Origin of the sequence: Micromonospora echinospora (assembly GCF_900091495.1) — a bacterium.
Classification (GTDB): domain Bacteria; phylum Actinomycetota; class Actinomycetes; order Mycobacteriales; family Micromonosporaceae; genus Micromonospora; species Micromonospora echinospora.
Genome location: NZ_LT607413.1, coordinates 7,033,970 through 7,049,214, shown reverse-complemented (window position 1 = coordinate 7,049,214; position 15,245 = coordinate 7,033,970). Strand labels below are relative to the sequence as shown.

At 71.5% G+C, this 15,245-nt stretch carries 12 protein-coding genes; 7 read left to right on the top strand and 5 right to left on the bottom strand.

From position 1 onward, the window contains the following. Nucleotides 1-87: 87 nt before the first annotated feature. The 4 genes from GA0070618_RS29905 (at nt 88) to GA0070618_RS29890 (ending at nt 4,212) form a co-directional block, all read left to right on the top strand. The gene (locus tag GA0070618_RS29905; protein WP_088984618.1) at nt 88-651 is read left to right on the top strand and encodes an NADPH-dependent FMN reductase; all 564 of its coding nucleotides are present in this window, start codon (nt 88-90) and stop codon (nt 649-651) included. A gap of 376 nt (nt 652-1,027) precedes the next feature. Further along, on the top strand, nt 1,028-3,286 hold the full coding sequence (locus tag GA0070618_RS29900) for an EAL domain-containing protein (RefSeq protein ID WP_088984617.1): 2,259 nt from the start codon (nt 1,028-1,030) through the stop codon (nt 3,284-3,286). Next, nucleotides 3,213-3,539 (top strand): hypothetical protein, encoded by a 327-nt coding sequence (locus GA0070618_RS29895; protein ID WP_088984616.1) that lies wholly within the window; start codon nt 3,213-3,215, stop codon nt 3,537-3,539. Before GA0070618_RS29900 ends, GA0070618_RS29895 begins: the two co-directional genes overlap by 74 nt. A 292-nt stretch (nt 3,540-3,831) precedes the next feature. Next, nucleotides 3,832-4,212: a nuclear transport factor 2 family protein gene (locus GA0070618_RS29890; RefSeq protein ID WP_088984615.1), complete on the top strand. Its 381-nt coding sequence runs from the start codon at nt 3,832-3,834 to the stop codon at nt 4,210-4,212. A gap of 31 nt (nt 4,213-4,243) precedes the next feature. Here GA0070618_RS29890 and GA0070618_RS29885 read toward each other — a convergent pair whose 3' ends face one another. Further along, nucleotides 4,244-4,963: a TetR family transcriptional regulator gene (locus tag GA0070618_RS29885; RefSeq protein ID WP_088984614.1), complete on the bottom strand. Its 720-nt coding sequence runs from the start codon at nt 4,961-4,963 to the stop codon at nt 4,244-4,246. 110 nt (nt 4,964-5,073) lie between these two features. Between GA0070618_RS29885 and GA0070618_RS29880 the strand changes: the two genes are divergently transcribed. Beyond that, the gene (locus tag GA0070618_RS29880; protein ID WP_088984613.1) at nt 5,074-5,991 is read left to right on the top strand and encodes an ABC transporter ATP-binding protein; all 918 of its coding nucleotides are present in this window, start codon (nt 5,074-5,076) and stop codon (nt 5,989-5,991) included. Continuing rightward, nucleotides 5,988-7,613, top strand: coding sequence for an ABC transporter permease (locus tag GA0070618_RS29875; RefSeq protein WP_088984612.1), 1,626 nt, complete (start codon nt 5,988-5,990; stop codon nt 7,611-7,613). The genes GA0070618_RS29880 and GA0070618_RS29875 overlap by 4 nt, the downstream gene beginning before the upstream one ends. A gap of 69 nt (nt 7,614-7,682) precedes the next feature. On the opposite strand, the gene GA0070618_RS29870 is transcribed toward GA0070618_RS29875, so the two are convergent. Next, the gene (locus tag GA0070618_RS29870) at nt 7,683-8,414 is read right to left on the bottom strand and encodes an HD domain-containing protein (RefSeq protein ID WP_088984611.1); all 732 of its coding nucleotides are present in this window, start codon (nt 8,412-8,414) and stop codon (nt 7,683-7,685) included. Between the two features lie 438 nt (nt 8,415-8,852). Here GA0070618_RS29870 and GA0070618_RS29865 point away from each other — a divergent pair, with 438 nt between their 5' ends. After that, nucleotides 8,853-9,158 (top strand): hypothetical protein, encoded by a 306-nt coding sequence (locus GA0070618_RS29865; protein ID WP_088984610.1) that lies wholly within the window; start codon nt 8,853-8,855, stop codon nt 9,156-9,158. 122 nt (nt 9,159-9,280) lie between these two features. Here the strand turns inward: GA0070618_RS29865 and GA0070618_RS35030 are convergent, their stop codons facing one another. From GA0070618_RS35030 to GA0070618_RS29850, 3 genes are all read right to left on the bottom strand, one after another. Next, the gene (locus GA0070618_RS35030) at nt 9,281-11,809 is read right to left on the bottom strand and encodes a pectate lyase family protein (RefSeq protein WP_231931515.1); all 2,529 of its coding nucleotides are present in this window, start codon (nt 11,807-11,809) and stop codon (nt 9,281-9,283) included. A gap of 244 nt (nt 11,810-12,053) precedes the next feature. Continuing rightward, nucleotides 12,054-13,679, bottom strand: a complete 1,626-nt coding sequence (locus GA0070618_RS29855) for a pectate lyase family protein (protein ID WP_088984609.1) — start codon at nt 13,677-13,679, stop codon at nt 12,054-12,056. Between the two features lie 120 nt (nt 13,680-13,799). Next, a complete protein-coding gene (locus GA0070618_RS29850) occupies nt 13,800-15,152 on the bottom strand; it encodes a pectate lyase family protein (protein WP_088984608.1) in 1,353 nt (450 codons plus the stop codon). Nucleotides 15,153-15,245: the final 93 nt, after the last annotated feature.

Here is a 15,245-nt window from a genome sequence, read left to right as displayed (position 1 = left end):
ACAAAGCAAGTACCACCCTGTTTGCTTGTCGCGGCAAATACGAGGTCGGTTCCGGCCGGCCGCCACGAGTGTGCAGGAGACTTCCTCATGGCCCGCATCGGGATCATCATCGGCAGCACCCGCCCCGGCCGTAACGGCGAGCAGGTCGCCAAGTGGGTGTTCGACATCGCCGCGCGCCGCGACGACGCCGAGTTCGAGCTGGTCGACCTGGCCGACTACCCGCTGCCGCACCTGGACGAGGCGATCCCGGCGTCCCTCGGCCAGTACCAGCAGGAGCACACCAAGCGGTGGGCTGCCAAGATCGCGTCGTTCGACGGCTTCGTGATCGTCACGCCGGAGTACAACCACAGCACCTCCGGCGTGCTGAAGAACGCGATCGACTACCTCTTCGCCGAGTGGAACAACAAGGCCGTCGGCTTCGTCTCGTACGGCTCGGCCGGTGGCGCCCGCGCCGTCGAGCACCTGCGGCTGATCGCCGGCGAGCTCAAGATGGCCGACGTCCGCCAGCAGGTCGTGCTCTCGCTGATGACCGAGTTCGAGAACTTCAGCGTCTTCAAGCCGGGCGACTACAACCTTCCCGCGGTGAACACCCTCCTCGACGAGGTCGTCGCCTGGAGCAAGGCGCTCGCTCCGCTGCGCGCCACCGCCTGACCCCTTCCGTTCGGGCACGGGGCCGAACCGCAGGGAAGCCCCGGTGATCCGCACCAGGTCGCCGGGGGAGGGGGAGTGCCGGCCGCGGGACGGACGCGGTCACCGGTGACCGGTGACCGGTGACCGGTTGTCGGCCGGCGCTCCCCGATGCGGATCGTCCCCGCCCCGCGGGCCCTTCCCACCGCCCGTCACGTCTGCCGACGGCGGATCTCCCGCCCTGCGTCTTCCTTCCCTGGGCTCTCCTTCACCTGCGCCTTCCTCCACCTGACGGGTATCCGACTCGTCGAACAGGGGGCGGTCCGTCGACGATCCGATACCGTGACCGCCTGCCCTGTTCTGATTCCTTCTCGTAACGGTGGAGCCGTGGGGGTGCTGCATGGCGCCGAGCAGGCGTTGGGCTGTCGTTATCGGGGTCAACCAGTGCGGCTACGACGTCCAACTGCCCGCCCTGCGGTACGCCGAGAGCGACGCCGAAGCGGTCTGTGGCGTACTGCTCGACGAGCAGATCGGCACCTTCGACGACGGTGACGTCACCCTCTACACCGGCGCGAACGCCCGGTGGCGCGACGTCAAGGCCCGGCTGCGGGAGTTGGCGCTCGACTCGACCCCCTCCGACGTGCTGCTCGTCTACTTCGCCGGGCACACGCTCGTGCCGGAGTGGAGCAGCCAGCTGGACGCGTACCTCGTCACCGCGGACCTCGACGCGGAGGCACTGCGCCACGAACCGGACAACGGCCTGCGCATGACGTTCCTCAAGCGGGACGTCTTCGACGTGTTCGAGGGCACCTCCTTCCTCATCCTGGACTGTTGCCACGCCGGTCTCTACAAGGACTCGCACCTGCGGCACGTCGAGGCGATGCAGGCGTACCGGAAACCGGTCGACCGGCACAGCGCCCTGCTCGCCTGCCCCAAGGGCGCGCCCGCCCGGGAGAGCGAGGAGCACCGGCACGGGCTCCTGACCCACCACCTGCTGCGCGCGCTGCGGGGTGAGGCGGGTGACGGCGGTCGGGTGTCCTTCATGCAGATGGTCAACTTCGTCATGGAGCAGACGCTCCAGCCGGAGCCCGTCCCACTGCTGGGCACGTGGGGGCCGACCACCGCGCTGGTCCAGCCGCCGGTCTCCCGGCACGACCGGCGGTCCCTGGGCGCCCCGGCGAACCCGGGGGCCACGCGGCCGTGCAAGAACCCGCTCGACGACCACGCCAGCTCGATCACCCAGATGCTCGGTCGGGTCTTCCGCACCGACGCCCGGCTCGGGCGTCGGTCGCACCAGACCGACTCCGCCGAGCGCGTCGAGATCATCCGGTACGCCCTGGACGCGGGATCCGTCGCGGTGGTCGACCTGTCCAGCGAGGTGATCCGGGTGGTCAGCGCGACGGACCGGTTCAACAAGGAGGAACTGCGGCCCCTGCTGGAGCTCACCGCCGCCGACGCCGCGCACTCGCCGAACGCCATCCCGGGGCAGATCGTCACCAACGACACGGGACGTCGGCTGCTCTGCGTGCCGCTGCCCCACGAGGACGACCGGACCGTCCGGCTGATCGTGGTCGACCCCGCGCTCGCCCTGCTGGACATGGGCGAACCGCTGGCCGTCATGCTGCGCTCCATCTGGGAGTCCGACCCGCTCGACGACCCGCTCCAAGCCGAGATGCAGGTGTTGACCGCGCTGCGCAGCACCTTCGGCCGGCTGCCGATGACGCTCTACCAGCACGCCTTCAGCCTGTACCAGAAGCTGATCGGCTCGATGACCATGGTGTTCCAGCCGGTCGTGGAACTCGACCCGCGCCCCTCCGGGGTGAGCATCCACAGCTACGAGGCGCTCGCCCGACGCCGGGCGGACGAGGCCCGCGCGCCGGTCGCGGCGTTGCAGATGGCCCACGAGTGGGGTGACCGCTTCATCATCGAGCGGGACGCGCTCCTGCTCGACAACGCGATCCGGTCGTACGCCGAGGCGGACGAGGAGTCGGCCGTGCAGGGGACCAGGCCGCTCTCCGTCAACGTCGCCGTGCGCTCGCTGCTGAGCGACTCCTACATCAGCCAGGTGGGCAACACCCTCGCCGAGGCCAACCTGACGCCCCGGATCGTCACCCTGGAGATCTCCGAACAGGACGCGATCCAGCCCGGACCGGGCGAGCGGTGGCCGCAGAAACCCCTGGCGTACTTCCACCGCCGGCTCACCAGCCTCGCCCGCGACCTACGCATCAACTTCGCGGTGGACGACTTCGGCGTCGGCTACTCGTCTCTGGCCCGGATGGCGGAACTGCCGCTGACCCAGATCAAGGTGGACCGGGCCGTCCTGCACCACCCCCTGGCGGTGCGGGAACTCGAACTGGTGGTCCAGGTGGCCCGTTACGCGTGCGACCTGGGGCACGCGCCGAGCGCCCGGCCGGTCATCGTCGAGGGTTTCGACGACGAGGCCCCGGTGACGCTCAAGCAGCTCCACGATCTCGGCATCCATCACGTGCAGGGGCACTTCTTCGGCGACATCACGTCGACGTCGCTGCGTCCGTTGGATCCCGATTTACAGGCCCGGATCGCCACGTTGGTGAGAGGTGAGGTGCATGACGAGCGTCAGGCTGTTGCTGCCGGCGGAGGTCTTCGAGGAGGTGGACCTGCCGTACGAGGGCGTCCGTGACCTCTCCGCCCTGACGATCGCGATCGAGGGCGTCAGCGTGGTCGCGAACCTCGCCACGCTGGCCACGTTGCAACCGCACTGGAACGACATCGTCGCGGCGATCCGTAACTGGCGCCTGCGCGACCCGAGCCCCTCGGTGCTGCTCACCGTCCGGGGGCCGGGGATCGACCTGAAGCTCGACCTCCCGCGCAACGTCAGTCGGGCGCAGTTGCTGGACCAGTTGCGTCCCCTTCTCGACCACGACGACGTCTGACGGCTCGGCCCGGCCTCAGCGCGGCCAGCACGCCCATGGGCAGGTGGCCGGCGTGGAGCAGGCCGCATCCGCCTCGCCCACGGGTCGGCCGCCCGGCAGACCCGCGGCGAACCCCGCCACCGCGCCACCCCGCCACCGCGCCACCCCGCCACCGCGCCGCTGCACCGCCGCGCCGCCGCGCAGCGGCACCGGGCCAGGAGGCGACCCGGCCCGTGCCGGCGGCTTCCGGGCAGGGGCTGTCGAAGCGCCGGAAACCGCCGTGCCGGCCCTCGTGAGCCGCGATGATGGGGCCATGACCGTGGATCTCCGGGCGCGCTCCGCGCGTGAGGTGCTCGACGACCACCTGCGGCTCGCCGCCGAGGGTCGGTTCGCCGAGGACATCGAGCGCAATGTCGCGCCGTACTGCGTGGTCCTGGAGCGGCGGGGCGTGTTCCGGGGGCGCGACGGTGCGGGCACCCTGGCCCGGTGGCTGGCCGAGGAACTGCCGGACGCCCGCTACACCTACACGAACGTGCTGGTCGAGGGGCGGGTCGGCTTCCTGGAATGGACGGCCGAGGCCACCGGCTTCCAGGTGCGCGACGGCGCGGACTCCTTCCTCGTCGAGGACGGTTGGATCGTCGCGCAGACCATTCACTACACAGTGGAGCCGATGTCGCCCAGCGGCGTCTCGTAATCGTCTCAGAAGTGTCGCAGAATGTGGATCACTATTCGTTGCCCAGGTGCCGGTAGACGGTGGCCCGGGAGACGCCGAGGGCGGCGGCGATCTCCTCGACCGAGTGCCGGCCGGCTGTGTGCATCCGCCGGGCGGCGGCGATCTGGGCGCTGTTCATCGCCCGGGGCCGGCCGGGTCGACGGGGCGCGGCCGGCACCTCGGGGGCGGGCGGGCCGTCGAGCAGTCGGTGCACCCCGTCGAGCATGTCGGCACGCAGCACGGCCGGGGGGACGTCCAGGAAGAAGACCACCGGGTCGGAGCACATCGCGATCGCCTGGCTGGCCCGGATCCGGTCACGCCGGTCGCCGGCCGGTCCGGCGATGATCTCGTTCGCCCGCAGGGCGAACTGCACCAGTCGCTGGTACGTCGGGCCGCGGGCGACCAGCGTTATGTCGTTGAGGAGCATGCCCAGCGGCCGGCGGTGCGCGAGCATGGTGTCCACGAACCCCTCGATGAGCGCCCACCGACCCCGTTCCGGTGGAAGCCCGCCGGCCGTGGCCAGAAGCGCCTCCAGATCGGTCATGAGGGGTTCGACCAGGGCCGCGAGCAGGTCCTCCTTGGTGGGAAAGTGGTAGAGGATGGCCGCCTTGGTCAGCCCGAGCCGCTCGGCGATCTCGCGCAGCGAGGTCCGCTGGTAGCCGCGTGTCGAGAACAGGTCCAACGCGGCGCGCAGGATCCTGCCCCGGGTGTCGCCCGACTCCTCGTCATCCACGGTCGCCAGCGTAGCGGTGGCTGACCGATGCAGGGTGGCGGCGGGTGGATACGCTGACCGGCGGTCAGTACAGTGTGCACTGGCCGGCTCAATGAGCGACAGGAGGCGTCATGGCCGTCATCTCGGTCAACGACCTGGTCAAGACCTTCGGCAGCACCCGGGCCCTGGACGGGCTCGACCTGCGCGTCGAGGCGGGGGAGGTGCACGGGTTCCTCGGTCCGAACGGATCCGGCAAGTCCACCACCATCCGCGTCCTGCTCGGCCTGCTGCGGTGGGACTCCGGGGAGGTGCGGCTGCTCGACGGCGACCCGTGGCGCGACGCGGTGACGCTGCACCGCCGCCTCGCCTACGTCCCCGGCGACGTCAACCTCTGGCCGAACCTTTCCGGCGGCGAGGCGATCGACCTGCTCGGAACCCTGCGCGGCGGGCTCGACCGGCGTCGCCGCGACGAGTTGCTCCAGCGGTTCGACCTCGATCCGACGAAGAAGTGCCGCACCTACTCCAAGGGAAACCGGCAGAAGGTGGCGATCGTCGCGGCGTTCGCCGCCGACGTCGACCTGTACGTGCTCGACGAGCCGACCTCCGGCCTGGACCCGCTGATGGAGGCGGTGTTCCAGGACGAGGTCCGGCGGATCCGGCGCGACGGCGGCACCGTGCTGCTCTCCAGCCACGTGCTCGCCGAGGTCGAGGCGCTCTGCGACCGGGTCAGCATCATCCGCGACGGCCGCACCGTCGAGTCCGGCACGCTCGCCGAGCTTCGCCACCTCACCCGCCTGTCGGTCACCGTCGAGACCGCGCGCCCGGTGACCGGACTGGACCGCCTCGCCGGGACCCAGCTCGTCGGCGAGGCCGACAACCGGCTCCAGCTGGAGGTCGACCCCGCCCACCTGGACGACCTGCTCGGTCACCTGGTCCGGTTCGGCGTGCGGTCACTGACCAGCGCACCGCCCACCCTGGAAGAGCTGTTCCTGGCCCACTACGGCGACCGGGTCACCCCCGCCGCGACCGTGCCGGCAGGGCAGCGGTGAACGCCCTCACCGGCACCGGCAGCCTGGTCCGGCTGGTGCTGCGCCGCGACCGGGTCCGGCTGGCGTTCTGGGTGCTCGGCACGCCGCTGCTGACCGCCGCGCTGGCCGCCAGCGTCGCCGGCATCTACGCCGGGGAACGGGACCGGACCACGTACGCCACGACGGCGGCGGCCAGCCTGGTCGCCCGGGCGTTCAACGGGCCGGTCGCCGGACCCTCCATGGGCGCGGTGGTCTTCGCCGAGTCGTACCTGACCCTCGCGGTGCTCACCGCGTTGCTGAGCACCTTCACCGTGGTCCGGCACACCCGGCAGAACGAGGAGACCGGCCGGTCCGAGCTGCTCGGCGCGTCCGTGCTCGGCCGGTACGCCCCGCTCACCGCCGCCCTGCTGGTCACCGTCGCGGCCAACCTGCTCACCGCCGCGCTGCTCGCCCTCGCCCTGGCCGGCGCGGACCTGCCGTTCGGCGGATCGGTCGCCACCGGCGCCGCGGTCGCCACCGTCGGGATCTCCTTCGCGGCGGTCGCCGCGGTGACCGCCCAGCTCTCCGGCACCTCCCGGGGAGCGAACGCCCTGGCCGCCGCCGTCGTCGGGGTGGCGTTCGTGCTCCGCGCCGCCGGTGACGTCCTCGGCACGGCCACCCCGGACGGGCTGCGTGTGGTCAGCGCCTGGCCCGCCTGGCTCTCTCCGCTGGGCTGGGCCACCCAGATCCGCCCGTACGGCGGGGAGCGGTGGTGGGTGCTCCTGCTGCCCACCGCCCTGCTGGTCGCGGCGATCGCGGCCGCCCACCTGCTGACGAACCGGCGGGACCTCGGGGCCGGCCTCCTTGCCACCCGACGTGGTCCGGCCCGGGCCCCCCGGGGGCTGCTCAGTCCGTTCGGCCTGGCGTGGCGGTTGCAGCGCGCGGCCCTGCTCGGCTGGGCGGTCGGTGTCGCGGTGCTCGGCTTCGGCATGGGGCTCGCCGCCGACGAGGTCGAGAACATGATCGGGGAGAACGCGGCGGCGGCCGAGGCGATCAGCCAGCTCGGCGGCGGGGCGAACCTCGTCGACGCGTACCTGACCGCGATGATCGGCATCTTCGCGTTGACGATCGGCGCGTACGTGGTCCAGGCGGTGCTGCGCACCCGCACCGAGGAGACCGACGGAACCTTGGAGGCGCTGCTGGCCACCGCCGTCAGCCGGCCCCGCTGGCTGGTCGGTCACCTGGCCACCGCGGTGCTCGGCGCGGTCGGCCTGATGGTCCTGGCCGGGGTCACCACCGGGCTCGGGTACGCCACCGTCGCCGGTGACCCGGTCGGTCGGGTCACCGAGTTGACCGGTGCGGCGCTGGTCCGGACGCCGGCGTTGCTGGTGCTGGCCGGGGTGGTGGTGCTGTTCTTCGGGCTGCTGCCCCGGGTGGCGGTGCCGCTGTCCTGGGCGACGTTGACCGTGTTCCTGCTGTTCGGGCAGCTCGGCGCGGTGCTGGACCTGCCGTCGGCGGTGCTCGACCTCTCGCCGTACACCCACGTGCCGGCCCTGCCGTCGGCCGAGCTGACCGTGCTGCCGCTGGCCGTCCTGTCCGGGGTGGCGGTGGTGCTGCTCGCCGTCGGCGTGGCCGGGTTCCGCCGCCGCGACCTGGCCGGCTGAGCGGACGGCCGGCGGTGGACCGGCCCCGGCGGGGGTCGGCCCGCCGCCCCGGTGCCCCGTCCGGGCTGGTCAGTGCGTGTGGGCGGGGTCGTCGAGGATCGCCCGGAAACGTTCCTCGGCCAGGTCGAGCTGGGCGAAGATGTGCTCCTTGACCTCGGGCGCGAGCGGCGTGTCCGGCCGGGCGACCAGTTCCCGCAGCACCGGGACCAGCGGTCGGTACTTGCGGGCCGAGGAGAGGACCTTCGGCCCGGTCGTGTGGATCACCCCGACGCCGTTGTCGGTGAAGTCGGAGATCTTGATGACCCGCGCCCACGGGTCACGGTCGAGGCTGGCCGCCACGTGCTCCCGGTACTGCGCGTGGCGGTCGCGGTCCGGATCCCATGTCGGGTTGGTGACCGCCGCGACCAGCCCGGCGACCCGCTGACCGAACCGCGCGGCGAGCACGGCGAGCGCGGCCGGCACCGGGTCCGCGCCCTCGCCGACATCGCCGGCCAGCTCGGCGGGGTGGTCCTCCACCGCGTCGTGCAGCAGGCCGGCGACGATCACGTCCACGTCGCGGACCCGGTAGTGGTGCATCATCCGGATCGCCACCCGCAACAGGTGGTTCAGGTACGGCTCGCGGACCCGCCGGTCGTCGCGGTGCAGGTCGGCGGCGAGGTCGAGCGCCTCGGTGAGCCGGCTCCGTGCCTCGTCGTCGAACGTGGCGATCTCCAGGCGGAAGCGTTCCAGCAGGCCGGGCTCGCCATGGATCTCCGTGATCGCGTGCATCGGCATGCTGCCCAGGTACGGGGGGAAATCCATGGGTCACTTATAGCCGATCACCCGTCGTCTCCACCGTCCGGACCGGCTCCGGGAAGGGTCGAGCCCCCGACAGCCGGTCCCGGGCCGCGATCACGAGGGCGGTTCCACGTAGCGACAGCTTCCTATAGTTGGAATATCGACATTCGACGAAGGGTAGGCGGCCCCGACAGGGGCGCCGCGCGGATCGGACCGGACTGGGCCGCGGTCGGGGCGTTCGGTGCGGTCGCCGCTGCCGTCGTCGCCTTCCTCACCTACGCGTGGCCGCGCAGCCCCGCCCCGGCACCTCCGCTCCAGGCTCCGCCGGTGGTGTCATCCCCGGTGACCGAGCCGGCCGCGCCTGCCGTACCGGACACGACGTCACCGGAGACGACAGCGCCCGAGCTGGACGCGACGACTGCTCGACCGACCAGGACGACGCCGCCCGTCGCGAGGCCGTCGTTGTCGCTGGAGCCGCTGCTTCCCGCCGGGTGCCGGGAGGCGCTCGCGGTCGTCGACAGGTACTACCGGACGGCGGGGTCGACCGAGCTGAGTCAGCAGGCCGCCGCGACGGAGGCGTACCAGGGGATGATGCGGGCGAGCGTGAGCGCGGAGGGGGCCGTCCACGCGGTGGCGGTGGCCTTGTCGCAGGATTTCTCGCACATGCGTTTCATCCTGTCCGGCATGGTGTCCGGAGACTACGCGGCGGCACAGGCCCGGACGAACCGGGACGCCCAGACTCTCCGGGACGTCTGCGGCGGGAGCTGACGGGACACCGCCCACCGACACACCCACCGCCTCGAGAACGTGGCCGGGGCCACCGGCGAGCAATGCGCCGGTGGCCCCGGTTGGTGGGGCGGGGGACGGGAGACTCCACCCCACCGTCGTCGTCAGACGGTGATCCGTCCGGCGCCCGCGCCGGCCGTGACCGACGCCTTGACCCCGGTGGCGTTCTCCACGGCGTACGGGTACGGGATGGCCGCCACGTCGCCCGCGCTCTCCGGGGTGCCGGAGTTGACGAAGTGGTTGTTGCGCTGGACCAGGTCACCCGGGCCCGAGTCGGCGTAGCCCACCGCGGTCGGCCGGGTCACGTTCTCGAAGTAGTTCCCCTCGACCAGCACGCCGGCCCCCATGGTGGAGGCGACGCCGTAGTCCGCGCCGTTGTAGTAGTTGTTGAACACGTGCACCGGGTCGCCGAAGCGCACCCGGGGGTGGCGCTCCTTGCTTCCGTCGAACCAGTTGTGGTGGTAGGTCACCCGCAGGTGGCCCCGGTCGGCGGTGTGCCCGTCGTCGTGGCCGAGCAGCATGCTCTTGGTGTGGTTCATGACCCGGTTCCACGAGATGGTGACGAAGTCGGACTCCCGCTTCACGTCGACCGCGCCGTCGTAGCCGCCGTCGAAGGTGTTGTGGTCGACCCAGACGTTCGTCGAGCCCTGGATGTTGATCGCGTCGTCGTCCCAGCCCCGGAAGGTCAGGTTGCGGATGATGACGTTGTGCGCGCCGCTGACGTTGAACCCGTTGTCGACGACGGCGTTGCCGACCCCGAGCACCGTCTTGTTCGACCGGACGTCGTTCATCTTGTCCGGCATGGTGAGCGAGCCCTGCACCCGGATGACCAGCGGGGACGACGACTCCAGCGCGTCGGCCAGGGCCTGGCCGCTGGTGACCGTCACCGTCTGGCCGCCGGCCCCGCCGGTGGTCCCGCCGTTCTGGGTGGCCCAGCCGACCAGGTCACCGGTGGGCGGGTTGGTCGGCGGCGGCGTGGTGGCCGGGGGCGTGGTCGCCGGGGGAGTGGTCGGCGGGGTGGTGGTGGGCGGGTTGCCGGGCAGCCCGACCTTGCCCACGCCGGCCTGGGCGGTGACCACGGCCTTCTGGTCGCAGGCCGTGCCGACGGTGTACTGGTACGGCGGGTTGCTGACGCTGCCGCCGGTCTGGCCGGAGCCGGAGTTGACCAGGCAGTTGTTCCGGGCGACCAGTCGCCCGTCGCCGGAGGAGCCCTCGCCCAGGTGGTACGGGTCGTCGACGTTCTCGAAGTGGTTGCCCTCGACGATGACCCCGGCGTCCTCGGTGGAGGCGACGCCGTAGTTGCCGGTGTTCAGGTAGTAGTTGTTGTAGACGTGCACCTGGTCGCCGAAGCGGACCCGGGGGTTGCGCTGGTTGGTGTTGTCGAAGAAGTTGTGGTGGTAGGTGACCTTGAGCCGGCCGACGTCCTGGGCGGCGTTGCCGTCGTCGTGGCCGAGCAGCATGTTCTTGTCGGTGCCGTCGGCGTGGTTGTAGGAGATCGTCACGTACGACGAGCCCCGCTTGACGTCGACGCCGCCGTCGGCCCCGGTGGTCCAGGTGTTGTGGTCGATCCAGATGTGGTGGGAGAACATCTGCACGTTGATCGCGTCGTCCGCCCAGTTCCGGAAGTTCAGGTTCCGGACGATCACGTTGTGCACGGCGTTGGCCGGCGGCGAGGTGATCGCGTTGTCGATCGGCAGGCCGATGTTGAGACCGCCGCCGGTGAAGCCGGAGTTCGCCCCGACGCCGACGATGGTCTTGTCCGAGGTGACCTCGTGCATCGGGCCGGGGAGGGCGATCATCCCGTTGACCTGGATGATCTTCGGTCCGGCCGAGGCCGCCTCGGTGATGAACTGACTGGCGCTGGTCACCGTGACGGTCGGCCCGCCGGCTCCACCGGTGGTGCCGTTCTGGCCCCACGCGTCCACCGACGCCCAGCCGTCGGCGACGTTCGTGCCCGGGTTGCCGGTCGGGCCGGGGGTCGGCGTGGTGGGCGTCGGGCTCGGGGTGCCTCCGCCCGAGGTGACCTGTACGTTGTCGAACTCGGCGCTGGAGTAGAAGGTCGCCAGGCCGATCCGGCCGCTGGCGTACCGGCTGTCCGACGCCTCGGTGAGCAGGTTGCCGTCGACGTACCCCTTGAGGGAGCTGCCGGCGACGTCGAGCCGCAGGGTGTAGGTGGTGCCGGCGGAGACCGGGACGCTGGCGGTGTCCAGGGTGGTGGACGAGCCACCGGCCAGGCTCTTCAGCTCGACGGTGTTGTTGCTGCGCAGCGCCAGGTAGTAGTAGCTGGTGCTGCTCTGCGCGCGGGCCACCAGCGCGACGAAGCGGTTGCTGCCGTTGAAGGCGGTGGGCTTCACCGTGGCCTGCACCGAGTAGTCGGTCCAGCTCGACGTGCCGGCCAGCGAGCGGGCGTCGCTGCTGGTGCCGGTCTGCCGGTAGGTCTGCGACGCCACCGACCAGCTCCCGCCGGAGGGGGTCCAGCCGGAGGAGTTGCCGTCGGCGAAGTCGTCGGAGAAGAGGGTGTCGGCGTAGGCGGTGGCGCCCATGCCGAGGGCGAGGGTGACCGCGCCGAGCGCGGACCCGATCGCGAGCAGGAGACCGCGGCGTCGTCTGCGCCGCGTGTCGGTCCGGTTCACGGAACCTCCCAGTGGTGGAGTGATCGCCCGGTACGGGCTATTCATCGATCAAGATCGATGTCTTGGGGACGGGGCGGCCCCGGTTTCGGCAGGATCGCCGGGGGTGCGGCGGGGCCGGGTGCGCCGGGACGGGCGCGGTGGATCGGACTGCGCCGGGACGGGCGCGGTGGAGCCGGGTATGGCGGATCGGGTGCGCCCGGCGGGCGCGTGGAGCGGGTTGCGCCGGGACGGGCGCGCCCCGGCCCTAGAAGTTGATCTTTCCGGTGCCGGCGCCGGCCATGACCACGGACTTCACGCTGGCCGGGTCGGTGAGCTGGTACGGGTAGAAGGTGCGCGGCTCGGTGACCGTGCCTCCGGAGTCACCCGGCTCGCTGGTGCCGGACAGGACGTTGTCCCGGGCCACCAGGCGACCCCGGGAACCGGAGTAGCTGATCGACCAGGGCACCTCGACGTCCTCGAAGTGGTTGCCCTCGACCACGCAGCCCGAGTTCAGCTGGCAGGCCACCCCGACGTCGGTGTTGTAGACGAAGTAGTTGTTGAACACGTGCACCGGGTCGCCGAACCGTACCCGGGGGTTGCGCTGCGGGGTCCGGTCGTACCAGTTGTGGTGGTAGGTGACCCGGAGGTGGCCGGTGTCCTGCGCGCCGTTGTTGTCGTCGTGACCGAGCAGCATGTTCTTCGTGTGGTGGTGGGTGTGGTTCCACGACACCGTCACGTACGACGACCCGCGCTTGATGTCGATCAGCCCGTCGTAGCCGTTCGACAGGTCGTTGTGGTCGATCCAGACGTGGTGGGAGAACATCTGCACGTTGATCGCGTCGTCGACGGTGTTCCGGAAGTTCAGGTTCCGGATGATGACGTTGTGCACGGCGTTCGCCGGCGGCGTGGTCACGTTGCTGACCGGCAGACCGATGTTGAAGCCGCCGCCGGTGATCCCCGAGTTCGCGCCGACCCCGATGATGGTCTTGTCCGAGGTGACGTCGTGCATCGGGCCGGGCAGGGCGATCATCCCGCTCACCTTGACGGTCAACGGTCCGGGCGTGGCGATCGCGGTGAGCAGTTCGCTGGCGGTGTCCACGGTGACGGTCGGCCCACCCGCCCCGCCGGTGGTGCCGTTCTGCCCGAGGGCGTTGACCGAGGCGAAGCCGATGGGCGGCGCGCCCGGGTCGATCGGCGGCTCGGTCGGCGGCAGGGTCGGCGTCGGCCCGCCGGTCGGGGTGCCGGTCGGCGGGGCCCCGGTGGCGGTGGCCACCTCCACGTCGTCGAAGGTCGCGCTGGCGTACGAGGTGGCCAGCCCGGCCCGGCCGGCGGCGAACGCGGCGTCGGTGGCCTGCACCAGCAGCGCGCCGTTGACGTAGCCGCGCAGCGAGCTGCCGACCGCCTCCAGGCGCAGCGTGGCCCAGGAGCCGACGGTCACCCCGGCGGTGGCCGAGCCGAGCACCACCGGGTCGCCGCCGGCGCGCTTCACCAGCTGCACCCCGCCGCTGGCGGTGGCCACCAGGGCGTAGTAGCTGCTGCTGCTCTGCGCCCGCGCGACCACCCCGACGTGCCGGGCGGAGGTGGCGAACGCGGTCGGCTTGACCCGGGCCTGCACCCCGTAGTCGGTCCAGCTGCTCTGGCCGGTCAGGACACGGGCGTCGCTGCTGGTGCCGGACTGCCGGAACGCCAGCGAGCCGTCGGTGACCACCGACCAGCTGCCGCCCGAGCGCGACCAGCCGTTGGCGTCACCGTCCTCGAAGGTGTCGGTGAGCAACGTGTCCGCCCACGCCGAGGACGTGGTGACCAGCACCGTGCCGGCGACCAGGGCACCGGCCGCCAGCACGGCGGCGAGTCGTCCGGCGGGGCGACCCCGGATCGGGAGTCGGTTCATCGGAACCTCCTGTGGTGGTAGGGGGGTGAGGGTTGCGGTGGGCCGCCGCGTGAGCGCGGACGTGGCGACCCACCCTCCCCGGGCGGTACGTGGGGACGGGACACGCACCGCCCGTGGCTTCTACAGCGGCAGCCGGTCCGCCCCGGCCAGCACCCCGACCACGAGCGGGACCGCCGGGGCCGGCAACGGACGACCGGTGCGCAGCGTCGGCGTCCAGCCCGCGTCGGCGCCGAGGTCGGGGTCGTGGGTGGCGTTGTACGCCGCCACCAGGTCGACCGGGCGGGGCAGCGACCGGTGGGCGTGCACCCAGTTGCCGCGCGCGGTGATCGCGGTGCCGCCCCAGTCGTAGAGCAGGTCCTCGACGGCGATTCCGGCGCCGAGGGTGAAGTGGTTGTTCTCCGCGTACACCGCGGACTGCACGCCGACGCCGATCGCGTAGTCGAAGCCCGCGTCGAGGCGGTACCAGTTGTTGTAGATGTCGACCTGGCCGAACCGGACCCGGGGCAGTCGCTGGACCACCTGGTCGAAGAGGTTGTGGTGCAGGGTCACCTTGAGCCGGCCGACGTCCGGGCCGACCGTGTTCGACGAGCCGATCAGCATCAGCTTGTCCCGGCCGGTGAACCGGTTGTACGAGGCGGTCACCAGGCTGGCGGTGTGGGTGACGTCCAGCGACCCGTCGTGCACCTGGTACGGCCGGCCGAAGTGCACCGGCTGGGCGCTGTCCGGGTTGTCGCCGTCGGTGAACGTGTTGTGGTCGATCCACACGTTCTCGCTGCGGCGTACCGAGATCTGGTCGTACTGCGAGTTCCAGTTGCCGGCCGAGCCGTCCGTCGGCGACCAGGCCGGGAAGCAGTCCCGGGCGTCGTCGAAGGTCAGGTTCCGGACGATGACGTTGCTGGCCGTGTCGATCATCAGGGTCAGCCCGGTCAGCCGGGCCCCACGCATCCCGACGATGGTGGTGTTCGGGCCGACGTTGATCTGCGTGTACCGGGTCTGGTTGGTCACCGAGCGCGTCCGGGCCGCCTCCAGCGGTCCGCTCGGCGCGACCATGCCCCACACCGCCGGGTCGTACGCGGCCAGGTACGCCGGCAGCGAGTACTCCGGGTCGGCCAGGTCGGTGCAGTCGAGCAGGCTGCCGTCGGGGCCCTCGAACCCGTCGACGACCCCGTCGACCACGATCACCTTCGGGGTGGCGTTGGCGCGGTTGGTGGCGTTGTCCCCGCCGAGGGCGCGGATCAGGTCGGCGCGGCTGCGGACCAGGTGCACCTGGTCGGCGGTGGCGGACGAACCTCCGGTGGTGCCGGGGCCGGCGGCGGCCCAGCCGTCACCGGCCGCTAGGGGTTGGCGCGCGAAGCGCTCCACGTGCCGGGGGATGGAACCGTCGTCGCTCGCCGGCGCGGCGGTGACCGCCGCACCGGGGACGAGGAGTAGGGAAAGGGCGACCAGGGCCGCCCCGGTTATGCGAAGACGCATGGGACTCTCCGAAGTGGTCTGTCGTGCGGCGGACTCCGCATCCGAAGCGGAATACCGATGATTCGACAGTAAGGAAAATCACTCAAGAGAGTC